This is a genomic window from Sphingobium sp. TKS (genome assembly GCF_001563265.1).
Taxonomy (GTDB): domain Bacteria; phylum Pseudomonadota; class Alphaproteobacteria; order Sphingomonadales; family Sphingomonadaceae; genus Sphingobium.
In genome coordinates this window covers 199,105-222,521 of record NZ_CP005083.1, presented here as the reverse complement: position 1 = coordinate 222,521, position 23,417 = coordinate 199,105, and the positions used below count along the sequence as shown (strand labels likewise).

Below are 23,417 nucleotides of genomic sequence, written 5' to 3'. Positions count from 1 at the left end.
AATCGTCCCGACTGCGTAACGACTTTTAGAAAATGTTGAGGAGCAACCCGATGAAACTTTCCCGCACCTTGCTGGTGGCGACCGCCATCGTGGCTCTTGCCGCCTGCTCCAAGAAGCCGCCGAAAGAATTGCCGCCCGCACCCGGTGGCGACACATCGGCTTCCACGGGCCCGACCGCGCCCTCTGGCCCGGTCAAGGGCAGCCAGGAGGATTTCGTCGCCTCGGTATCGTCGGACCGCATCCTGTTCGGCACCGACCAATATGATGTCGACGCGCAGGACCAGCAAATCCTGCAAAGCCAGGCCGCCTGGCTGCAACAGAACCCCAATGTCCGCGTGACCATCGAAGGGCATTGCGACGAGCGCGGCACCCGCGATTACAATATCGCGCTGGGTGAGCGCCGCGCCAATGCGGCGAAGAATTATCTCGCATCGCTCGGCATCGACGCCGGCCGCATCACCACCGTCAGCTATGGCAAGGAACGCCCTGCCGCGCTGGGATCGGACGAAACGGCCTGGGCGCAGAACCGCCGCGCAGTGACGGTCACCGTCCAATATTGATCATCTGAAGCTTTTGGGTCGCACCTGTGCTTCATGACCCGCCGGTCGTTCGGCCGGCGGGTCTTTTCTTTTCCCGCCGACAGATTCTCAGGCCGGGGGAAGACTTTTGCTTGCCGCCCGCCTTGGTGAAGCGGACTGCCTAACGAGCGCCGTCATCCTTCCGCGACCACCCGCCCCCAAGCGCCAGGAAGATCGCGATCTGATCCTGCACCAGTTGCACCCGCGCCGCCGCAGCCGACGCCTCCGCACCCGCCAGCGACCGCTGCGCGTCCAGCAAGGACAGGAAATCCCCGCGCCCGAAGCGGAATAGCTTGCCAGCCTGCCCCGCCGACACCCCCGCGCTGTCCCGCGCCCGGTCGAGCGCAGCCGCCTGCTCGGCATGGCGGCGGTAGCTTTCCAGCGCCGTCTCCGTCTGCCGCAAAGCCTCCAGCACCGTCCCGTCGAAGCGCGCCAGATCAGCCTGCACCTGCGCATCGGCCTGCGCGATCCGCGCCTTCACCACTGGCCGGTTGGGGAAGCTCCAGCTTAGCAGCGGCCCCAGACTCATGCCAAAGCTCGTCCCCGAACCGAAGCTTTTCAGCGGCCCGCCCAGCCCCAGCGATCCGCCGATGCTGATCTGCGGATAAAGGTCCGCCGTCGCCACCCCGACGCGGGCGGTATCGGCGGCGATCTCTCGTTCCACCTGCCTGATATCGGGCCGCCGCCGGATCAGCGCCGCGCCGTCGCCCACCGGCAGCGGCGCATGCAGCACCGGCAAGGATGCGCAACCCTCCACTTCCTTCGGATAATCCGCCGGCGCCCGCCCCAGCAGCGTCGCCAGCAGGTACAACCCGCTCTGTCGCTGCGCCTCGAAAGCGGGCAGGCTCGCCTCGCTGGCATCGACGGCCGCCCGCGCCCGGCTGACGTCGAACGCCGTGCCGCGTCCGCCCTTGAACAATCGCTGCGTGGCATTGAGCGTCTCGCGCTGCAAGGCGACCACCCGGCGGTTGACGGCCAGCGAATAATTGGCCGCGCAGACCTGCGCATAGGCCTTGGCCGTCGCCGCCGCGACGCTGACGCGCACATAGTCGCGCGCTGCCACGACCGTTTCCAGATCGGCGGTGCTCGCCTCGATCGCGCGCTTGATCCGACCGTTCAGATCGAGCGGATAGGAGGCGCCGAGGCCCAGATCATAGCCGACCACGCCCGGCAAGCTCTCGCCCGTGCCCGAAGGCCGCGCCAGCGACACACCGCCGCTGATCGCCGTGCCGATCGTCCGCCCCGCCTCCGCCTCGCGCAGCACGGCTTCCGCCGCGATCAAATTCGCGTCGGCCACGCGTAGGTCGGTATTGGCTGACAGGGCCTGCTCGACCAGCGCGTCCAGCCTGGGATCATCATAGAGCCGCCACCAATGGTCGGGCAGCTCGGCATTGCTGAAACCCGCCCCCTGCGCCGACAGGAAGGCGCCCTGCGCACCCGGAGCCGTCGCGGCCGATTGTTCCGGCGGCCGGTAATCCGGTCCCGCCGTCGCGCAGGCCGCCAGCGCCAAAGCCAGCAAGGGCGTCCAGCCCCTCTTACGCATGGTGGCAAGCCCCCGGCTTCGCGCCCTTCCTCGCCGGTTCGATCGTCACCGTGGCGGTGCGCCCGGCAATCAGCTTCACCTCCGCAGGCACTTTGGTCAGTTTCACCCGCACCGGAATGCGCTGGGCCAGCCGCACCCAGGAAAAGGTAGGCTCGACCGTCGGCAGCAAATTGCCGCTGTCGCTCCGGCTCGAATCATTGATGCCATAGGCGATGCTGTCGACCCGGCCATGCAGGTCCTCCGCCTCGCCCATCAGCCTTACCGTCACCGGCGCGCCGATGCATACGAGCGGCAGCTTGGTTTCCTCGAAATAGCCCTCGACGCGCAGGCTGTCGCGGTCGACCAGCGCCATGGCCTGCTGCCCCGCCGCGACGAAATCGCCCGGATGCAGGTCAAGATTCGTGACCACACCATTGACCGACGCCACCACCTGCGTGCGCTTCAGGTTGAGCGCAGCGGCGTCCCGGGCGCTCATCGCCTCGGCCAGCGCAGCCTCCGCCGTCGCCACCCGCGCGACATTCTGCTCATGCGCTTCCTTCGCGACGAGGTCGCCCAGCGCGACGTCGCGTGTCGCCTCCCGCCGCGCCTGGCCCAATGTCGCCTTGGCGCTGGCGATCCGCGCCTCGGCCTGCTCCAGCGCCAGCGCATAGCGCGGCCGGTCGATCACGAACAGCAGGTCGCCCGCCGTCACCGCCTGATTGTCATGCACCGCGACAGAGGTGACGAGGCCGCCGATATCGGGCGTCACCCGTACCACATCGGCGCGCACCCGCCCGTCGCGTGTCCAGGGGCTGCGCTCATAATGGTTCCACATCCACACCGCCACCAGCACGGCAATGATGACGATGACGATGGTGGCGGTGCTCCTGATCAGCTTGGCAGTAAGGCGGTTCATAGGCGGATTCCAAGGGTGGGAACGAGAATGGCGAGCGCGCCCAGCATCAGCACGAAAATGCTGAGGTCGACCGCCGCCCGATAGGCGAGAAAGCGATAAAGGCCGAAGGCGCCGATCAGCCGGGTCACGCCCCAGCTCAGGATCAGCGCGACCAGCGCCAGCAACAAAAGGGTCGGCACATAGACGCCGCCCAGGGCGATTTCTCCGGTCATGCGGCGACTCTCCGATAGCCTTCGCTCTCAGGGAACAGGTTGCGGCGCAGGCTGACCAGCCCGAGTATGGCTTCCCGCCTGATCGGAGCGCTGGGATTGCGCGCCAGATCGCTGATCGCCTGGTCGATATCGACCAGCAGGGCGGACCGGGCAGGCATGGGCGCATCCGGGTCCAACTCGCGATAATGCGTGCTGACGCCTGTCAGCACATCCGCCAGCGGCGCCGCTTCGTCGGCGGGCAGGTCCAGCCGCAACTGCCGCAATTCGCCAATGGCGACACCCGTCCGCAGGTCGCGCAGCGCATCGTAAAGCGGCTGCCCGCTCTCGGACCGCGTTGCCGCCAGACGGGGTGCGAGCAGGGCGATGCGGTCCAGCATCCGGTTGATCCAGCCGCGCACATCGGGCGGCGTCATCAGCGTGGCGCGGTTGGCGATATCGTTCCACCCCGCGCGCACCGTGCGCCGGATCGCCCGTTCGACGCCTGCCGACTGCAACAGCCCGGTCATGATGATCGCGAACCAGAGGCCGACCAACTGCGCCACCGTGCCGTTGGCATAGCTGGCAAAGGCATCCCTGTACCGATCCGACAGCAGCACCGGACTGCCCAGCCCCAGCAACGTGGGCAGCGCGATTCCGGCCCAACGGGGCGACGCCATCATCGTCCCCAGCAGCAGCAGCATCGGCGCATAGGCCGCCGCCAGCATGGCGAACCCGTCCAGACGCGGCATGAGTACATAGCCATAGATCGCCCCCAGCAGCGAGGCGGCGATAGTGCCGATCATGAAGCCCTTGAGCGGCGCCAGCGGATTGTCGGATGCCGCGAACAGAGAGAGGAACACGCCCGCCAGCATCACCGCGCTGCCGCCGTCCCTCCAACCGCTGCCGATCCATAGCGCGCAACCCACGGCCACGGTGATGAAGGCGCCGAAGGCCCCACGCGCCGCCCCGGCATAATCCTTGTGCAATTCACGGTTGCGCCGCCCCTCCAGCAATTCACCGACGCGGGGGCTGACCGCCTCGCGCCTGTGCGTCACCATCTGGTCGTAAAGATCGCGGCAATCGCGATGCGCCGCGATCAGGGCGGACAGTCGCGCAAACAGGCTGAGGCGCATCATGTCGGCCCAGTCCATCTCCGCCCGCGCCGCCGGCTCCAGCGCGGCGCAGTGAGCGATCAGCGCGTCCGCCGCAGCGGTGCGGGCGGCGATATCTTCGCCGGGATTCACGATCCAGGCCCGCGCATCGGCTATCAGGCTTGCGACCTCATGCGGCACCTTTCCGCCGCTTGCCGCCTTCAGCATCGCCAGCCGGTCCTCCACCGCCGCGCCCAGCGGCAGCAGCAGGGAAAGCTGGTCCTGCATCGCCCGAACCGTCCGCACGCGGGGCGCTAGGCGGCTGATGTCGAAGGGCAGGTGCACCGACATCTGGTGCAACTCGGTAATGTCCTGCGCCAGGCGGCGGCGCTCCTGCTCCAACCCTTCGACCGGCTCCAGCGCAATGGCGTCATGCGACCAGCGCTCCGCATCGCGCAGCATCGCCTCCACCCGCGCCAGCAGCAAATTGGTGATGGAGCCGGGGAAAACCACGCCGTGGATCAGGCTGCCGCACAATATGCCGATGGTGATTTCCTGCACGCGCAGCGTCGCCACGGTGAAGATGGTCTGCGGCGTGTCGACATCGGGAAAGACGATCAGGCAGGCGCTATAGCCCGCCAGCACGAACATATAGGATCGCGGCGTGCGGTCGAGCAGCGACACGAACACGCAGGCCGCCATCCACAGCGCCATGGCGAGCGACAGCAGTTCGGGCGCATTGACCAGCGGCGGCACGATGGCGACAGAAAAGATCGCGCCGGTCAACGTGCCGATGACGCGAAACACCGCCTTGGAAATCGCCGCGCCGGCCAACGGCTGGGCGACGATATAGCTGGTCAAGAACGCCCAATAGGGCCGCTCCAGCCCGATGCTGAGCGCGACATAGAGCGCCAGCATCGCCGCCGCGAAGCATTTCAGGGAAAAGAGCGCGGCGGGCCCGCCGATGCGCTCGCCAAAGGCGTTCATCTCAACGCTCGCATGCCAAGCCACCCCACATCAGGCCACTCATCACGACTGCCCCCGCCGCTCGGCCATGCGCCGTTCCAGCAGGCTCAGCAGGTTGACGATGATCTCGATCGCGGCGTCGGGCACGCCATCCAGCAACTCGCGCCGCAAATTCCCCAACTTGGCTTCGATCTGCCCTACCAGTTCCTGACCCTCCGGCATGAAGGCGACTCGGTTCGAGCGCCGATCATCCGGATTGGGCACGCGCTCGACAAGTCCCGCCGCCTGCAACTGGTCCAGCGTCCGCACCAGCGAGGGTTGGGTGATGCCCAGTTCCTCGGCCAGGTCGGCCTGCCGAATGTCCGGTCCCAGCCGGTCGAGATAGATCAGGCACCAGCCCGCGCTGTTCGAGACGCCGAATTCGGCCAGCGCCAGATCGGCCAATTGCCGCCACTGACGCGCCACCTGGGGCATTTTATGCGCCAAGACGCGCTTCAACTCCGATCGAGACATTTTTCTTAGATAGCTAACTAATGTCTTTCGTCAAGAGAGTCGTTGCAATTTGATACTGCATTTCCCCAAGTTACGAAAAAGGCCGGAGATTTTCCTGCCTCCAGCCCCATTACCCAACCGTCATTCCCGCGAAGGCGGGAATGACGAAGATGGGCAAATGTGATCCTCAGCCCCGGCGCGTGCCCGAAAAGCCCGCTGCGCCGAAAGCCCCAAGCTGCATCGTGCCGGTGATGCTGTCCCCGCTCACCTCAGCCTCGCATTCCAGCGTCATCGGCATGGGGATGGTCATGTTCATCTTCCAGCTCAGCTTGTTGCCTTCTACCTTGCCTTCAGCCACGTCGAGCGAGCCCATCATCCCCGCAAAGGTGCCGTGAAAGCTTTCGCCCGCGCTGATGACGGTCAGCACGCCATTCTGGTCGCCCATCGGGGTCTTCGCCACGCAATCATAGGCACCGTCCACTGCTGCCATAGCACTTCTCCTTTACGTAATCGTCAGTCGGCCAATGTGCCCATCTCGACGGGAAGGCCAACCGCGTCAAGCTGTGGTTTCACCAGTTTCGCATCGCCCACGACCACCCAGATCAGCCGGTCGGGATTGATCGCCTCCCGCGCCGCCTTATCGAGGTCGGTCGCCGTCATCGCCCGATAGACACCCGGCAGGCTGGCATAATAGTCGTCCGGCCGTCCCAGCATCCGGTTGCGCATCATCGCCCCCAGCAGGTCGGACGAGGTTTCGAAGCTGCCCGGGAGCGACAGGATCTGGCTATTGATCGTCTGGTTGCGTTCCGCCTCGGTCGTGCCCTTGGCCGTCAGGAAATCGCTGATGTCCTTGCGCGCGGCGACGATGGACTCGCCGGTCTTGTCGGTCTGCACCGGGGCATAGACCAGCAGCGGGATCGTCTCCTTGACGCCGGGCAGCGCGCTGCCCGCATAATAGGCCCAGCCCTTGCTCTCGCGCAGGTCCATGATCAGGCGGGAGGTGGAACTGCCGCCCAGCACTTCATTGGCGGTCAGCAGCGTCACCGGATTGTCTGTGCCTGCCTTGTTGGTGAGCAGGCCGGCGAGGATCATCGACTGCGGGCTTTGCGGCTTGTCGACCAGGATGATGCGCGACGGGCGCATCATGCGGTCCATGCGGAAAAGCTTGGCGCCCTTGGCGACCTTGGGCGCTTTCCAGTCCCCGAAGCGCTTTTCCAGCAGCGGCATCACATCGGCCAGCGTGGTATCGCCGGTCACGAAGATGGTCGCATTGTCGGGCCGCAGCCATTTGTCATGGAAGGCGACCAGATCGGCCCGCGTCACCGCCTTGACCCCGCTTTCCGTGCCGGAGCCTGTGAAGGGGATGCCATAGGGATGCGCCTGCCCATAGAGCAACGGCGGCAGCAGGCGCTGCGCGATCGGCATCGGCTCGGTCTTTTCCGCCGCGATCCGGGTGAGTACCTGCCCGCGCAGACGCTCCACCTCGGTCGGCGCGAAGGCCGGGTTGCGGATCACATCGGCCAGCAGGCCGAGCGACGCGTCCAGATTGGGCTTCAGCGCATAAAGGCCGACATTGGTGGCATCCATGCCATTGCCCGCGCTGATCGAGGCGCCCAGCCGCTCCTGCTCCTCCGCGATCTGCACCGAACTGCGGGTGGTCGTGCCTTCGTCCAGCAGCGCCGTGGTCAGACCCGCCGTGCCCAGCTTCGCCTTGTCATCGGCGGCGTTGCCCGCGTCGAAGGAGACAGAAACCCGCACCACCGGCACCGTCGCCCGGCGCGCGAAGACGATGGGAATGCCGTTCTTCAAGGTCGCATGCTCGACCGCCGGGAACTCCAGATCCTTGACCGGCTCGATCCCCGGTTCCGCGATCTTCGTTGGCGGCGGCGGGGTCGCCGCGACCGGAGCGGGTTTCTTCGGATCGCGGAAATAGGCCGGATGATGGGTCGCGTTGCCCGCCAGCGCATTATCCTCCGCCGAACGTTCGCCCGGCGCCACGGTCAGGCGGAACACAGGCCTTCCCAGCCATTTGCGCGCAGCCTCGCTCACCGATTGCGGCGTGGCGGCGGCGGCGGCGGCCAAGTCCTTCTTATATTTGGCCGGATCGTTGGAATAGACGGCGCCCTCGGCCAGCGTCACCGCCTTGCCGCTGAAGCCTCCGACCTTCTCCAGTCCGCCGATGGTCCCCGAAAGCTGCTGCGTCGCGGCGCGCTGCACCTCGTCGGCGGACGGACCCTTGGCGAGATAGTCGGCCAGAAGCTGGTCAAGCCGCTTGCCGACGGCCACCGGATCCTGTCCCGGCTTCACGTCCACGGTAATCTCCGCGAGCGAAAGCTTCTCAAACGGCTGGATGCTGGCCTTGACGCCAACCGCCACCTTCTCATCCCGCACCAGAATATTGTCGAGCCGCGAGGAGCTGAGGCCGCCGAACACCGCCATCGCCAGATTGAGCGGCGTCAGATCGTCCGAATTCACCCCCGGCACGATCCAGTTGCGGTAGAGCCGGGTCGCGGCGACATTGTCGTGCATCACCTTCTCGACATCTTGCCCAAGCGTCGGCACCGTCGCATCCACATCCTTGGGCGCGGGGCCGGCGGGAATGTTGCCGAACCATTTTTCGACCTTGGCCTTGGCGGTCGGCACGTCGATGTCGCCCGCTAGCACCAGCACGGCGTTATTCGGGCCATAATGCGTCTTGAACCAGTTCTGCACGTCGGCAAGGCTCGCCGCGTTCAAATCCGCCATCGAACCGATGGTCGAGTGGCGATAGGGGTGCCCCTCCGGCAGCATCGCGGCGAGTTGCGCATATTCGACCAGGCCATAGGGCTCATTCTCGCCCATGCGCTTTTCATTCTGCACAACGCTGCGCTGCGCATCGAGCTTGGTCTGGGTGACGGCGCCCAGCAGATGTCCCATGCGGTCCGATTCCAGGAACAACGCCCGGTCGAGCGCGCCGGTCGGCACCGTCTCGAAATAATTGGTGCGGTCGAACCAGGTCGTCCCGTTCCAGTCGGTCGCGCCGATATCCTCCAGCCGTCCGAAAAACGGCCCGTCGGCATTTTCAGAGCCGTAGAACATGAGATGCTCGAACAGATGGGCGAACCCGGTCTTGCCCACGGGTTCGAAACGCGAGCCGACATGATACCAGATCGACACCCCGACCACCGGAGCCTTGCGGTCGCTATGGACGATGACGCGCAGGCCGTTTTTCAGCGTGAATTCCTCATAGGGAATGTCCACCGCCGCCACCAGGCTGGAAAGCGGCGCGGGCGCGGCCACGCTGGCGGCCTTGGGCGCCGCCAGCGCCTGCGCCGTCGGCATGAGGGCAAGCGAAGACAGGCCGAGCATCAGGGCTACCCGGCGAGAAAAAGGGGAAAGAGTCATGGGCGCCTCATGATGGTCAATGGATTGGCCGGCAGCATAGCGAGGCGTTTTAGACGCGCAATACGCATGTGGGCAGAAGAGGCGGCTGGACAGGCGAAACCAGCGCGTTAGGCTCCCCTTCCAACCATAAAGAGAGGTTCCGCACCCGATGCGCCTGCGCTCCTTCGCTTTCGCTTCCTCCCTCGCCCTTACGCTCGCCACCCCCAGCCTCGCCTCCGCCCAAGCCGCACCCGCCATCACCGGAGAAGCCATCCGCGCCGATATCGGCTTTCTGGCCGACGACCTGCTGGAAGGGCGCGATGCCGGCACGCGCGGCTATGACATCGCCGCCCGCTATGTCGCCGCGCGGTTCGAGACGCTGGGTCTGCAACAGGCCTTGCCGAATAGCTGGTATCAGCCGGTGACCCTCGCCGTCGCACGGCTCGACAAGGCGTCCACCCCCTCGCTCACCATCGGCGGCAGGCGCTTCGCCAATGGCGATGATGTCGCAATCGGCGCCTTCGGCCGCGAACCGCGGCAAAGCATCGAAGCGCAGGCGGTGTTCGTCGGCTATGGCCTGAAATCCGATCGCGAGAAGATCAACGACTATGCGGGCCTAGACCTTAAGGGCAAGTTCGCGGTCGCGCTTTCGGGTTCCCCTGTCGGCATGCCGAGCGAGATCGGCGCGCATCTGGCCGCCGAAAAGTCATTGGCCGCGCAACAGGCCGGCGCCATCGGCCTTATCACCATTCCCAGCGCCAGCATGCTGGCCCGCACGCCCTGGGACAAGCTGCGTGAACGGGCGCAGAGCCCGATGGTGAGCTGGATCGACAAGTCTGGTCAGCCCTATGTCCGCACCCCTGCCATTCGCGGCACCGGCACCGTGACCGGGGCCGCCGCCGAGGCGCTGCTGGCCGGATCGGGCAAGAGCCTCGCCATGATCCGCGCGCAGGCCGAAAAGAAGGGCGCGCGGCCCAAGGGCTTCGCGCTCAAGCAAAGCATCCGCATCGACCGCGCCAGCTCCGTCGAGACGGCGCCCAGCCGCAATGTGCTGGCGGTGCTGCCCGGCTCCGACCCGGCGCTTGCCCATGAATATGTGCTGCTGATGGCGCATCTCGACCATCTGGGGGTCAAGGAAGACGCCAAGGGGCCGGACAAGGTCTATAATGGCGCGATGGACAATGCCTCGGGCGTGGCGACCATGCTGGCGGTGGCGAAGGCCTTTGCGGAAAGCGGCGAGCGGCCGAAACGCTCCATCCTGTTCGCGGCGGTGACGGCGGAGGAGGACGGGCTGCTCGGCTCGCAATATCTGGCCAAAAACCCGGTATTGCCAGCGGGCGCCAGACTGGTCGGCGTGGTCAATCTCGACATGCCGATCCTGACCTATGATTTTCAGGATGTGGTGGCGTTCGGCGCCGAACATTCGACCCTCGGTCCCATCGTCGCCAAGGCAGCCAGAGCGGAGGGTGTTTCGCTCTCGCCCGATCCGCTGCCCGCCGAGGGGCTGTTCACCCGATCCGACCATTATCGCTTCGTGCAGGAGGGGGTGCCTGCGGTGTTCCTGATGACCGGGTTCGCCGGACCGGGGAAGGAGGCCTTCGAGCATTTCCTCAAGACCGACTATCACCAGCCTTCCGACCAGATGAGCCTGCCCTTCCATTGGGAAGCCGCCGCCAAATTCGCCAAGGTGAACTATGCCATCGCCCGCGAGATTGCCGATGAACAGGAGGCGCCGCGCTGGTATAAGGGCGATTTCTTCGGGAACGCCTTTGCACCGGATGCGCTCAAGGCGGTGAAGCCATAGAAACGGAATAATCCCTCCCCCGTTCGGGCTGAGCGAAGTCGAAGCCCTGACCTGAGCATAGCGAAGGCTTCGACAAGCTCAGCCTTGCCCTTCGACTTCGCTCAGGGCGAACGTGGAGAGGCCGAAAGCGCCCTAAGGATATTTGCGTAGGGCATCTTGTGTTGCTTTTATGCAACATTACATCGGGGCCAGCTTCACGAAGGGCCAAATTCCAGAAAGAGGACTCTGATGAACCTCGAAAAATTCACTGACCGCGCCAAGGGCTTTCTCCAGTCGGCGCAGACTGTCGCGATCCGGATGAGCCATCAGCGCATCAGCCCGGAGCATCTGTTGAAGGCGCTGCTGGAGGACCAGCAGGGCATGGCGTCCGGCCTGATCAAAGCGGCAGGCGGCGATGCCGGCGTGGCGCTGCGCGAAACCGACGCGGCGCTGGCCAAGGTGCCGTCCGTGTCCGGCAGCGGCGCGCAGCAGACGCCCGGCCTGGACAATGACGCCGTGCGCGTGCTGGACAGTGCAGAGCAGGTGGCGACCAAGGCGGGCGACAGCTTCGTCACGGTCGAGCGGTTGCTGCTGGCGCTGACGCTCGCCACCACCACGGCGGCGGGCAAGGCGCTCAGCTCTGCGGGCGTGAAGGCCGAAGCGCTCAACGCCGCGATCAACAATCTGCGCGGCGGCCGCACCGCCGACACGGCGGGCGCGGAAGATCGCTATGACGCGCTCAAGAAATTCGCCCGCGACCTGACCGAAGCGGCGCGCATGGGCAAGCTCGACCCGGTGATCGGCCGCGACGAGGAAATCCGGCGGACCATCCAGATCCTTGCCCGCCGCACCAAGAACAACCCCGTCCTCATCGGCGACCCCGGTGTGGGCAAGACCGCCATTGCCGAGGGTCTGGCGCTGCGCATCGCCAATGGCGACGTGCCCGATACGCTGAAGGACCGCACGCTGATGGCGCTCGACATGGGCAGCCTGATCGCGGGCGCCAAATATCGCGGCGAGTTCGAGGAGCGCCTCAAAGGCGTGCTGGACGAGGTGAAGGGCGCGGAAGGCCAGATCGTCCTCTTCATCGACGAGATGCACACGCTGATCGGCGCGGGAAAGTCCGAGGGCGCGATGGACGCGGGCAATCTGCTCAAACCCGCTCTGGCGCGCGGCGAACTGCACTGCATCGGCGCGACCACGCTCGACGAATATCGCAAATATGTCGAGAAAGACGCCGCGCTCCAGCGGCGCTTCCAGCCCGTCTTCGTGGGCGAGCCGACGGTGGAGGACACCATCTCCATCCTGCGCGGCCTCAAGGAGAAATATGAGTTGCACCATGGCGTGCGGATCACCGACGGCGCGATCGTGTCGGCGGCGACGCTCTCCAACCGCTACATCACCGACCGCTTCCTGCCCGACAAGGCCATCGACCTGATGGACGAAGCCGCCAGCCGCCTGCGCATGGAGGTGGAGAGCAAGCCCGAGGAGATCGAGACGCTCGACCGCCGCATCATCCAGCTCAAGATCGAGCGGGAAGCGCTCAGGAAGGAGACCGACAAGGCCTCGGCGGACCGTCTCGCCGCGCTGGAGGAAGACCTCGCCAACCTCGAACAGCAGTCGGCCGAACTCACCCAGCGCTGGCAGGCGGAGAAGGACAAAATTGCGGGCGAAAGCAAGCTCAAGGAACAGTTGGACGCCGCCCGCGTCGAACTGGAGCAGGCGCAGCGTGCCGGTGATCTCGCCAAGGCGGGGGAGCTGGCCTATGGCCGCATCCCCGAACTGGAGCGCAAGCTGGCCGAAGCGCAGAATGTCACCCAGGGCGCGATGCTGCGCGAAGAAGTGACGAGCGAGGATATCGCCTCGGTCGTCTCCCGCTGGACCGGCATCCCCGTCGACAGGATGCTGGAAGGCGAGCGCGAAAAGCTGCTCGCCATGGAAGCGGAACTGGCCAAGCGCGTCATCGGTCAGGCCGATGCGGTGAAGGCCGTCGCTACCGCAGTGCGCCGCAGCCGTGCGGGATTGCAGGATCCGAACCGGCCCTTGGGTTCATTCCTCTTCCTTGGCCCGACAGGCGTCGGCAAGACGGAACTGACCAAGGCGCTCGCGGGCTTCCTGTTCGACGACGACAGCGCGATGGTGCGCATCGACATGAGCGAGTTCATGGAGAAGCACAGCGTCGCCCGGCTGATCGGCGCACCTCCGGGCTATGTCGGCTATGAGGAAGGCGGCGTGCTCACCGAAGCCGTGCGCCGCCGTCCCTATCAGGTCGTCCTGTTCGACGAGGTCGAAAAGGCGCACAGCGATGTGTTCAACGTGCTGCTGCAGGTGCTGGACGACGGCCGCCTGACCGATGGCCAGGGTCGGACGGTGGACTTCACCAACACGATCATCGTACTGACGTCGAATCTGGGCAGCCAGTTCATCGCCAGCCTGGCCGACGACGAGCCGGTCGAGAAGGTCGAGGATCAGGTGATGGACATCGTCCGGGCGCATTTCCGGCCGGAATTCCTGAACCGCCTGGACGAAGTGATCCTGTTTCACCGCCTGGGCGCCGCCCACATGGCGCCGATCGTGGACATCCAGGTCGCGCGCATCGGCAAGCTGCTGAAGGATCGCAAGGTGACGCTCGACCTGACCGATGGCGCGCGGGCGTGGCTGGGGCGGGTCGGTTATGATCCGGTCTATGGCGCAAGGCCGCTCAAGCGCGCGGTGCAGCGCTATCTGCAAGACCCGCTGGCCGACCTCATCCTGCGCGGCGAGGTGCCGGATGGTTCGACCGTTCGCGTCGATGAAGGCGATGGTGCGTTGAAGCTCAGCATCGGCTGATCTTCTTTCGCCGAACCAAGAAAAAGGGGCGCTTCCCGATGGAAGCGCCCCTTCTTTTCTGTCCGAAGGACGGGGAAGATCAGTAGTTGAACTTCGCGCCGATGCGGAAATAGCGGCCCAATATGCCTTCGCCACCCTGAACCGGGTTGTAGGCATGGGCGCCATAGGTGATCGTGTCGATCGGAGGCAGCTTGTCGAACACGTTCAGCATGTTGGCGTAGAAGGTGAAGCGGTCCGTCACCTTGACCTGCGCATTGAGATCGAAGGTGATGTAGTCCTTCACCCGGCAAGGCAGCGAGCCGTCGTTCAGGCCGCAATCCTTGTAGCCGGTGCCCTGGTCCATCGCCGACGTGTCGTAACCGCCGAAGAAGTTGGCCGTACCGCTGAGCGCGAAACCGCCAAAGTCAAGCGTGTTGGTCCAGGTGCCGCGCCACTTGGGCGTGCCCGAACCGGCGGTCAGGTTGAAGTTGCCGAGCGTGCCGTCATAGCGTTCCACCGAACCGTCGGGAAATTCGGTTTCCAGACGCAGGATGTAGCTGGCTTGCAGCGAGCTGTTCCAACGGATGCCCTCGGCGACCGGCAGATCGATATTGGCTTCGAAGTCCAGGCCTTCCGACTTGATGGTGTTGGCGTTGATGAAGCCCGACTGGACAAAGGCAACGCGCGGCTGGCGCGGATCGCCCGGCGCGATGGGCACGTCTTCGATGACGTTGAAGCCTGCCGGGATCGGCAGACCCGCATAATAGGCCTGCAACGCCGGGGTGTTGTCGGCCGTGGTGATCGCGCCCGTCTTCTTGATGTTGTAATAGTCGACCGAGAAGGACACGCCCCGCATCGGCTCGACCAGGATACCGGCCGTGAAGCTGCGCGACTTTTCCGCCTTCAGCTCCGGATTGGCGAGCGAGGTCGCGCCATAGCTGCCGCTGCGGATATATTGCGGGCACGAGCTGAAGGTCGCGACCGTGCAGCCATATTGCGCCAGATAGGTGTCGTTGAACAGGCTCTGGTTGTTGGTGACGAAGCCCGTCGTCGGGAAGGTCGCATTCGCTTCACCGAAGCTCGGAACGCGGAAGCCCTTCGAGAAGGTGCCGCGCAGCAGCACTTCCTTGATCGGCTTCACCTTCACGCCGATCTTCGGCGAGAAATTGTCGAGACCACCCGAATAACGGTCATACCGGCCCGACGCATCGACTTCGACCTGGTCGATGATGGGAGCCGTAAGTTCCGCAAAGGCCGAATAGACCCGGCGATCACCCTTCACGGCGAAACCGTTCAAACGATAATAGCGCTCCGTGCCGCCATTGATATCGGAGTTGATCGACGGAGAGTCGATCGCTTCATAGCGGAACGACACGCCCGCGGCGAACTGCAGCGGGCCGCCCGGCAGGTCGAACAGTTCGCCCTGGACCGCACCCTGAACCTGAACCATGTCCGACGTCGAATTGGCGATTGCCGTCGGCATCAGATAATCCATGCTCGCCTGGCTGTTGGCGTTAGGATTCAGGAAGTTGAAGCTGCCATCCGCGATCACGTCCAGCAGGTGCTGGATGTAGACATAGCCGTCCGACTTGCGGCGCAGATCCATGTGCATCGCGGTCGCGTCGACCTGATAGCTCCACTTGTCGTTGATCGGGCCCTTGATGCCGAGCGCACCGCGATAGGCGCGGGTACGCGATTCATCATGCTCGATCGAGTTGGGCAGACGGCCGATCAACGCCGCCTTCTGGCCTGCGGCCGCAAACGGGTTGTTCGGGTTCAGCGTGCCATTGGCAGCCGTGCAGGCGACGGTCGTTCCGCGCGGGCAGACATAGACCGGCAATTGCAGGATGTTGTTGTTGCCATAATAAGCGACGTTGCCCGAGGTGCTGTAGCGCGGGAAGTAGAAGGGCGCTGGCGCGTTCGCACGAAGCGTGCTGGGCAGGCCGTCATAGGCGACCTTGGTGGTCAGGAAGTTGAACTCGGCATAGGCTTCGCTCGAATCACCGACGCGGGCGGTGAAACGGGCCGACAGGCCGTAACGCTCGATATCCGGGTTGATGACGCCGTAATTCTTGGTCAGGTCTTCCTGACATACGGTGGTCGGGGCGGCGGCGTTGGCCGGATCAGCCAGTTCGGCACCCGTCAGATTGTAGAGGCTGCCGCGCTGACAGGCAACGGCCGGGTTAAGCAACTGATAGCGGCCGCTCTGCGTGCCGGTCAGGGCATCGGCCCGACGCACGAACAAGGTGCTGCCGGTGTTGGTCACAACCGGGCTGAAGCCTGGATAGGCGCCGTCGCCGTCCAGACCGTCAACGATATTGTTCGGACCGCAGACGCCGTCATGGCAGATGTTGCGATAGTCGTCGGTATTGTAGGGATAGCGGCGCTGGTCGTTCTTCAGTTGCTTGCTGTTATAGTAGAAGCCGCTGACATAAGCATTATAGCCATTGTCATCGAGATCGCCGGTGCCGGCGGTCATCGACAGGCGATATTGCTGGCCATCGCCACGGCTGGAAATGCCGCTTTCGACGCGACCCGAAATGCCCTTGAAATTCTTCTTGGTGATGACGTTGACCACGCCCGCAATGGCGTCCGCGCCATAGACGGAAGAGGCGCCGTCACGGACCACTTCGATATGGTCGACGATATCGTCCGGGATGGTGTTCAGATCGACGAAGTTGCGCGTGCCGTCATCCGAAAGCGGATAATAAGCGGCGCGCATGCCGTCGAACAGAACCAGCGTCGAGTTGGTCGACAGGCCGCGCAGCGACACAGCCGAAGCACCGGCGGCGAACGCGCCATTGGCCGAGAAACTGTTGGTCAGCGCCGGGCCATTATTAGCGGCAATCCGCTGCAGACCTTCCTGAACCGTGCTGATGCCGCGCTTGTCGAGATTTTCGACCGAAACGGTTGTGACCGGCGAAGGCGTTTCGGCATCGGTACGGCGGATGATGGACCCGGTGACGACGATGACATCGCCTGCATCCGAATTGGCGCCCTGCGCTGCATCCTGGGCGAAAGCGGGTGCGGAGAATGCCGCGAGGCCCGCGCCGACGAGAGTCAACGCCTGAAGAGCCGCGCCACCGCGCAGCCCGATCTTGGTTATGGTCTTCACTATCCAGTCCCTTGCTCTGGAGGTTCGCGGACTGCACCGCGCGCTTTTTTGACGCGTGAAGAGAGCGAAAAGAGCCCGACAGCAAACCCTCTTCACACGTACTGCGGGTTACTCTGCGCAGTCGTTTTATGAGTGTAAAGCAGGCTCTGGGGTCGGAAATCGCATTTGGCGGAAACTGTAGTAAATATGCCACAATCGCACAAAATGGCGATTGAACAGCCGTATAACAACATTGTTGCAGGCCCGAGTTTCCGGGAAAAACTTTCGCATTTCGGTGCGCGAAAACACACGAATAAAATTATAGTTCCGTGAAATATTACGTCAGTTCGGCGGCATGGGTCCGGCGAGCAAAAGCGGATCGATCCGCGCGTCATTCCACTTCATTCCCCAATGAAGATGCGGTCCAGTGGCCCTGCCGGTGGCTCCGATCGCGCCGATGCGCTGTCCCTGAATCACATGTTGCCCGGGAATCACGTCGATCCGCGAGAGATGCAGGAAGGCGCTGTTGAGGCCATGGCCATGGTCGATCATCAACAGATTACCCTCCAGCGTGAAGGGGTGATCGGCGGCCAGGATCACCACGCCGTCGGCCGGGGCGACGACAGGATCGCCCGTGGCGCCCGCAACGTCGACACCGCTATGATAGGCGCCCGGCTGCCCCTGATAGACGCGCTGCGACCCGAACAGGCCGGAGACGCGGCCGATGCGCGGCCAGATGAACCGCTGGCGCCAGCCCCTGGCGTCCGTCGTCATGTCGCGGGCGGCGGCGATCTGCTCCAGTTCCGGCTTGCGCAGGGCGAGGAAGGCTTCCGTATCTTTCGTCGGGCGCAGTGGTGCGTCGACCTGCTCGATCCGCCAGTCGCGGGGCGCGACGGCGAGGGCGCGGTCCAGCAGCGTGCCATCGACCAGACGCCCTGTGAGCCGGGCCTGCGGCACGGCATCGCGGTCGAAGGCGATCAGGAAGCGGCCATCGGCATCGACGGGGACCAATTGGCCGTTGAAGCGCAGTTCGACCGTCCCCTTGGGCGCCGTCCCCAGCAAGGTGCCGCCCTGAATGGGCACGCCGGTCAACAGCAGTTCCGCGGCGGGCGGCGCTGCGAAAGACGCAGCCGTCACGCCGGCCATCGCCAGCGCAGCGGCGGCAATCCAACTCTTCATTTACGACCCCGACATTTTACAGGCCACGCGCCTTCAATTCGGCCTGGGCGGAGATTTCGGCGCTGGCATAGGGTTCCTGCCGGGCGATGCTCCAGTAGCGCAAATCCTCCAGCGAGATCTTTCGCCCGCTGACGGCGCAGACGACATGGTCGCCCGCCTGCAGGATGCGGAAGCTGTAGGCCATATAGTGCAGCCGGGCCGGGCGATCGCGGTTGGACATCAGCATGGGGTCACTCGGCCTTTCTTGCGCAATGGCGTCATCAGGAAAACAGATCCTGCTGGTCCGTTCCCTTGCCCTCACGCGGCTTGCGCGGCGCGCGGGACGGAGTCGATATAGCCTCGGCGGACGGCTTCTCAAGAGGCGCGCCGCCTTCGATGCTCGCGCCCACCGCGCCGTCGCGGAAGTGCAGGCTGACGGCCCCCGCAGCCTGGGCCTCCGCCACCGATTTCACCAGCCGGTCGCCCGCCATCACCCGCGCAAAGCCGCGCTGCAACGGCAGGTCCGGATTGACCGATGTGAACAGGCGCGAAACCCGGTCGAATGTCGTCGCCCGGTCCTGATAGACCCGCGTCAGATAATCCGGGCGCAGCCGCAGCCGGTCGACGCGCTCGGCCGCGCGGCTGACATATTGACGCAGCAAGGCAGGCCGCAATGCCCCGCCCGCCTGCCCCAGATGGGCACGGGCATCGGCAACGCGATGTCGCAACCCGCTCACCAGACCATCCGACATCTGGTCCAGTTTCTGCCGCTGGGGGCTGAGCAGCATATCCGGCGTCGGCATCAGCCGCGCCTGCATTTCCAGCCGTTCCCGCGCCTGCGCGGCGCCCCGCCGCACGGCGCGATCCATGCGCAGCCCCTGCTCGGTCAGCATCGCCAGCAGTTCGGCCCGGACCGGCACCGCCATTTCCGCCGCAGCCGTGGGCGTGGGCGCCCGCACGTCGGCGGCATAGTCGCACAGCGTCGTGTCCGTTTCATGCCCCACGGCGGAGATGATCGGGATCGAGCATTCGGCCACCGCCCGGACGACGATCTCCTCATTGAAGCTCCACAGATCCTCGATGGAGCCGCCGCCACGCGCCACGATCACCAGATCGGGACGCGGCAAAAGCCCGCCGGGCTGCATGTCGCTAAAGCCGCGCACCGCCCGCGCCACCTGCTCGGCGGCGCCCTGCCCCTGGACCAGCACCGGCCAGAGCAGCACCTGCGTCGGGCAGCGATCCTCCAACCGATGCAATATGTCCCGGATCACGGCCCCGGTGGGCGAGGTCACGACACCGATGACGCGTGGCATGAAGGGCAGGCGGCGCTTGCGATCCCGGTCGAACAGCCCCTCCGCCGCCAGCTTCTGCTTGAGCTTCTCGAGCAGCGCCATCAGCGCGCCTTCGCCCGCCAGTTCCATCCGCTCGATCACGATCTGATATTTGGAGCGGCCGGGATAAGTGGTGAGCTTGCCGGTGGCGATTACCTCCACCCCGTCCTGCGGCGCGAAGGGCAGGCGGGCCGCGCCGCCCTTCCACATCACGCCGTCGATCACGGCATTGTCGTCCTTCAGGCACAGATAGATGTGCCCAGACCCCGCCCGCTTGAACCCGGAAATCTCGCCGCGCAGGCGGACATGGCCGAAACGGTCCTCGACCGCGCGCTTCAACAGGGACGACAATTCGCTCACCGACAGCGGCGGCGCGTTGTCCCCTGCGCGTTCCTCGGCTAACAGGCGCCCCGAGACATCGAAACCAGCTTCATCTTCCGGGGACATGGGCGAAATGAACATCCTTCTGTTGGGCGGCGGCGGCCGCGAACATGCGCTGGCGTGGAAGCTGGCGCAATCGCCTACCCTTACCACCCTTTATGCCGCGCCGGGCAACCCCGGCATAGCCCAGCATGCGACATTGGTCGACCTCGATGCCACGGATCATCGCGCCGTGGTCGATTTCTGCCTGCGCCACAGCATCGGCCTGGTGGTGATCGGCCCCGAAGCGCCGCTGGTCGACGGGCTGGCCGACAATCTGCGGGTGAAGGGCTATCCGGTCTTCGGTCCCGGCAAGAAGGCGGCGCAGCTCGAAGGCTCGAAGGGCTTCACCAAGGATCTGTGCAAGCGCGCCAACATCCCCACCGCCGCCTATGAGCGCGTCACCAGCAAGGATGGCGCGATCGCCGCGCTCGACGATTTCGCGCTGCCGGTGGTGATCAAGGCGGACGGCCTGGCGGCGGGCAAGGGCGTGATCATCGCGGAAAGCCGCGAAGAAGCCTTGGAGGCGCTCGACTCCATGTTCTCCGGCGCGTTCGGCGCGGCGGGCGAGGAAGTGGTGCTGGAGGAGTTCATGACCGGCGAGGAAGCGAGCTTCTTCGCCCTGACCGACGGCAGCGCGATCCTGCCCTTCGGATCGGCGCAGGACCACAAGCGCGTGGGCGATGGCGACACCGGCCCCAATACCGGCGGCATGGGCGCCTATAGTCCCGCCCGCGTGCTGACCCCGGAACTGGAAGCGGAAGTGATCGAGAAGATCATCCGCCCCACGGTGGAAACGCTCACTGCCGAAGGCACGCCCTATAGCGGCGTTCTTTATGCCGGGTTGATGCTGACCGACGAAGGGCCAAAGCTGATCGAATATAATGCCCGCTTCGGTGATCCCGAATGCCAGGTGCTGATGATGCGCTTCGACGGCGATCTGGGGGAATTGCTGCTGGCGGTGGCGGAAGGCCGGCTGGCCGGTCAGGGGCCGGTGCAACTGGCGGACCGCACCGCGCTGACCATCGTCATGGCCGCGAACGGCTATCCCGGCACCCCGGAAAATGGCGGCGCGATAACCGGCATCGACGCGGCGGAAGCCACCGGCGCGCGTGTTTTCCACGCGGGCACGGCGGACAAGGACGGCACGATCATCGCCAATGGCGGCCGCGTGTTGAACGTCACCGCGACCGGCGACACGGTGAAGGCAGCACAGGAGGCGGCCTATAAGGCGGTCGACGCCATCGGCTTCCCGACCGGCTTTTGCCGCCGCGATATTGGCTGGCGGGAAGTCGCGCGGGAGGATGCCTCGCACTGATCCCTTGCAGCGCGCACTCAAGCGCTCTTAAATAAAGCAAAGTTGGACAGGGAGGGACGAGCGATGCAAGAATTTTTCATGGACTATGGCCTGTGGCTGCTGATCGCGCTGCTGGTCCTTATCGGCATCGTCTTCCTGCTGTCCGGGCGCAACAGGCCGAGCGAGCCTCCCGTCGCTGTAGAGGCGAAGAAGCCTGCCGCGCCGGTCGCCGCTCCGTCCGTCTCCGCACCGGTCGAGCCGGTGGCGCCCGAACCCATCGCCGCTGCCCCGGCTCAACCGACGCCCGCGCCGGAGCCGATCCCGACATCGCCCGCCGTCACCACGCCGTCCGGCGATGCGGACGACCTACTGAAGCTGAAGGGCATCGGCCCCAAGCTCAACACGCTGCTGATCGAGCTGGGCGTCACCCGATATGCGCAGATCGCGGGCTGGAACGATACCGACATCGCCGTAATCGACGCCAAGCTAGGCAATTTCAAGGGCCGTCCGGTGCGCGACCAGTGGATCGACCAGGCGAAATATCTCGCCGCCGGCGACGTCGCCGGGTTCGAAGCCAAATATGGCAAAATCTGAACAGTCAGGCCGGTAAGGGCGCTTTTGCGGGCGTGGTCCGCACGGTGCGCCCCTGCGGCACGCTGCCGAACAGCAGCGGCAGCAGCGTCCCCGACGCCGCAAGGCGGTTGCCTAATGCCAGCAGCAGGATCGACAGCGCCAGCGTCGCCACCGCTCCCACTCCAGTCATGATGACCACGCCCATGACCAACGGGTGCCAGAGATAGAAGAACAGACTGTCGCGCCCGATCGCATTGACTGGGGCAAAGTCCAGCCGCAGCACCGACAGCATCGGCAACAGCGCGATCAGGCCGAGGCACATCAGCAGCCGCGCCGGCACGAAAGCCAGCTCATCGTCGGCATCGTAAAGCCCCGACCACCACAGGATGCCAAGCAGCGCGACGGCCCCGGCAATCGGCAGATAACGTCGCGAAACGCGCCGCTCCGCCATCAGCATGCCGAAGAAGAAATAGACCGGATAGCGCAGGAACCGGCTGTCGATCGACAACAGGCTGTGCCCGATCGGACCGTGATTGAGGCCGAAGCTGTACATGACGGCCAGGCTGACCGGCGTGCCGATGGCCAGCAGGACCAGCGGCGAGAAGGGCAACAGCCGCGTCAACATGATCAGGAAGAACAGCGTCGGCACATACCAGAGGTGGAAGGGCGGCCGGAACATCAGGTCGAAAGGCGTGGTCCAGTGCAGCGCCTCTCCGCTGGCAACCATATAGACCAGCCCGGCAAAGGCCCAGGGCAGCAGCATCCGCCGGCCGTAGCGGGACATGAGAAGCTGGGTGGAATCGGCACGGGTGCGGGTGACGTTGAGCAAATAGCCGGAAATGCCGACCATCAAGGGCATGCGGAAACCAGATCCGACCCACAGCGCCAGATCATGGCCGCCGGTCAGCTCCATCACATGCCCGCCCATGACGAGCAGGATCAGCACGCCTTTCAGCAGGTCGATCGACGGATTCTTGCCCACGTAATTTTGCCCTAGCGCCCCGGTCGGAACATTAACGTTGATAGGGTTGCGACATCGTTAAGAAAAAGAAACGAATATGGCTTTGCAGCCGAAAAAAAACTCTACATATATCTTTCGATGAAGACGCCGCTGCTGCAACGCCTCGACGCCTCGCCTTTTGCCAAGATCGGGTTGGCGGTTCTCGTCTTCTGCCTGATCTTCGGCGGCTGGCTGGCGGCCGGCCATTACCGCGATGCGCGAGCGACGCTGCCGAACGACGACCCGCGACAAAGCGCCTGCTCGCTCTGGTTCGTGGGCAGTTCGTCCATGCACCGCTGGACCAGCCTCAACCAGGACATGGCGCCATGGTTGGCGCATAACCGGGGCATCGACAATGCGACCTTCGCTGAAATCCTGCCCCGCTTCGCCAATACCGCGGACGACCACAAGCCGGCGGCGATCATCCTCTATGCCGGCGAAAACGACATCGCCAACGGCATCGCGGTCCGAACCGTCATCCGCGACCTCGCCTACTTCCTCGATCTGCGCAACCGGATGATGGGCGACGTGCCGGTCCTGGTGCTGTCGATGAAGCCTAGCCCCACGCGCCGTTCGATCTTCCGCAACCAGCTATTGTTCAACGCGGCGGCGCAAAGGCTGATCGACCGGATTCCGCTGACCTATTATGCCGACATCACCACGCCGCTGCTGAAGGACGGGAAGCTGGGCGACAATTACCGGCCCGACGGGGTGCATATGAACCCGGCCGGATACCGCATCTGGGCCGGGGTTGTGCGCCAGCGGCTGAGCGAAATCCTGCCACCCGAGACGGTACGCCGCTGCACGCCTTGATAGGTGGAGGGTGGACGGTCT

General features: G+C 64.9%; 18 protein-coding genes. 6 read left to right on the top strand and 12 right to left on the bottom strand.

Annotated features, from left to right (window positions below):
* Positions 1-50: 50 nt before the first annotated feature.
* Positions 51-560: a peptidoglycan-associated lipoprotein Pal gene (gene pal / locus K426_RS01070; RefSeq protein WP_066553204.1), complete on the top strand. Its 510-nt coding sequence runs from the start codon at positions 51-53 to the stop codon at positions 558-560.
* Positions 561-699: 139 nt separating this feature from the next.
* Here pal and K426_RS01065 read toward each other — a convergent pair whose 3' ends face one another.
* From K426_RS01065 to K426_RS01035, 7 genes are all read right to left on the bottom strand, one after another.
* Positions 700-2,121, bottom strand: coding sequence for an efflux transporter outer membrane subunit (locus tag K426_RS01065; protein WP_066553201.1), 1,422 nt, complete (start codon positions 2,119-2,121; stop codon positions 700-702).
* On the bottom strand, positions 2,114-3,016 hold the full coding sequence (locus K426_RS01060; protein WP_066553193.1) for an efflux RND transporter periplasmic adaptor subunit: 903 nt from the start codon (positions 3,014-3,016) through the stop codon (positions 2,114-2,116). The genes K426_RS01065 and K426_RS01060 overlap by 8 nt, the downstream gene beginning before the upstream one ends.
* Positions 3,013-3,228, bottom strand: a complete 216-nt coding sequence (locus K426_RS01055) for a DUF1656 domain-containing protein (protein ID WP_020817535.1) — start codon at positions 3,226-3,228, stop codon at positions 3,013-3,015. The genes K426_RS01060 and K426_RS01055 overlap by 4 nt, the downstream gene beginning before the upstream one ends.
* Positions 3,225-5,285 carry an FUSC family protein gene (locus K426_RS01050; RefSeq protein ID WP_066553192.1) on the bottom strand — a complete coding sequence of 687 codons (2,061 nt, stop codon included), beginning with the start codon at positions 5,283-5,285 and terminating at the stop codon, positions 3,225-3,227. Before K426_RS01050 ends, K426_RS01055 begins: the two co-directional genes overlap by 4 nt.
* Before the next feature lie 42 nt (positions 5,286-5,327).
* Positions 5,328-5,777, bottom strand: coding sequence for a MarR family winged helix-turn-helix transcriptional regulator (locus K426_RS01045; protein ID WP_066553191.1), 450 nt, complete (start codon positions 5,775-5,777; stop codon positions 5,328-5,330).
* Positions 5,778-5,943: 166 nt separating this feature from the next.
* Entirely contained in the window at positions 5,944-6,246 is a 303-nt protein-coding gene (locus K426_RS01040) for a hypothetical protein (RefSeq protein ID WP_066553190.1), read from the bottom strand.
* A 23-nt stretch (positions 6,247-6,269) separates the two neighbouring features.
* Entirely contained in the window at positions 6,270-9,140 is a 2,871-nt protein-coding gene (locus tag K426_RS01035; RefSeq protein WP_066553189.1) for a M16 family metallopeptidase, read from the bottom strand.
* A gap of 148 nt (positions 9,141-9,288) precedes the next feature.
* Between K426_RS01035 and K426_RS01030 the strand changes: the two genes are divergently transcribed.
* A complete protein-coding gene (locus tag K426_RS01030; protein WP_066553187.1) occupies positions 9,289-10,923 on the top strand; it encodes a M28 family metallopeptidase in 1,635 nt (544 codons plus the stop codon).
* 228 nt (positions 10,924-11,151) lie between these two features.
* Positions 11,152-13,731, top strand: a complete 2,580-nt coding sequence (gene clpB / locus K426_RS01025; RefSeq protein WP_066553184.1) for an ATP-dependent chaperone ClpB — start codon at positions 11,152-11,154, stop codon at positions 13,729-13,731.
* A 79-nt stretch (positions 13,732-13,810) separates the two neighbouring features.
* On the opposite strand, the gene K426_RS01020 is transcribed toward clpB, so the two are convergent.
* The 4 genes from K426_RS01020 to xseA form a co-directional block, all read right to left on the bottom strand.
* A complete protein-coding gene (locus tag K426_RS01020; RefSeq protein ID WP_066553175.1) occupies positions 13,811-16,825 on the bottom strand; it encodes a TonB-dependent receptor domain-containing protein in 3,015 nt (1,004 codons plus the stop codon).
* 321 nt (positions 16,826-17,146) lie between these two features.
* Positions 17,147-17,983, bottom strand: coding sequence for a M23 family metallopeptidase (locus K426_RS01015; protein ID WP_066553173.1), 837 nt, complete (start codon positions 17,981-17,983; stop codon positions 17,147-17,149).
* Positions 17,984-17,999: 16 nt separating this feature from the next.
* Positions 18,000-18,209 (bottom strand): DUF2093 domain-containing protein, encoded by a 210-nt coding sequence (locus tag K426_RS01010; protein ID WP_066553168.1) that lies wholly within the window; start codon positions 18,207-18,209, stop codon positions 18,000-18,002.
* Between the two features lie 34 nt (positions 18,210-18,243).
* The gene (gene xseA / locus K426_RS01005; RefSeq protein ID WP_066553165.1) at positions 18,244-19,740 is read right to left on the bottom strand and encodes an exodeoxyribonuclease VII large subunit; all 1,497 of its coding nucleotides are present in this window, start codon (positions 19,738-19,740) and stop codon (positions 18,244-18,246) included.
* Positions 19,741-19,747: 7 nt separating this feature from the next.
* Here xseA and purD point away from each other — a divergent pair, with 7 nt between their 5' ends.
* Entirely contained in the window at positions 19,748-21,031 is a 1,284-nt protein-coding gene (gene purD / locus K426_RS01000; protein ID WP_066561237.1) for a phosphoribosylamine--glycine ligase, read from the top strand.
* Between the two features lie 63 nt (positions 21,032-21,094).
* On the top strand, positions 21,095-21,604 hold the full coding sequence (locus tag K426_RS00995; protein ID WP_066553162.1) for a hypothetical protein: 510 nt from the start codon (positions 21,095-21,097) through the stop codon (positions 21,602-21,604).
* A gap of 4 nt (positions 21,605-21,608) precedes the next feature.
* Here K426_RS00995 and K426_RS00990 read toward each other — a convergent pair whose 3' ends face one another.
* On the bottom strand, positions 21,609-22,565 hold the full coding sequence (locus tag K426_RS00990) for an acyltransferase family protein (RefSeq protein ID WP_066553160.1): 957 nt from the start codon (positions 22,563-22,565) through the stop codon (positions 21,609-21,611).
* 117 nt (positions 22,566-22,682) lie between these two features.
* On the opposite strand from K426_RS00990, the gene K426_RS00985 reads away from it, so the two are divergent.
* The gene (locus tag K426_RS00985) at positions 22,683-23,396 is read left to right on the top strand and encodes a GDSL-type esterase/lipase family protein (protein WP_066553157.1); all 714 of its coding nucleotides are present in this window, start codon (positions 22,683-22,685) and stop codon (positions 23,394-23,396) included.
* The last annotated feature ends 21 nt before the right edge of the window (positions 23,397-23,417 follow it).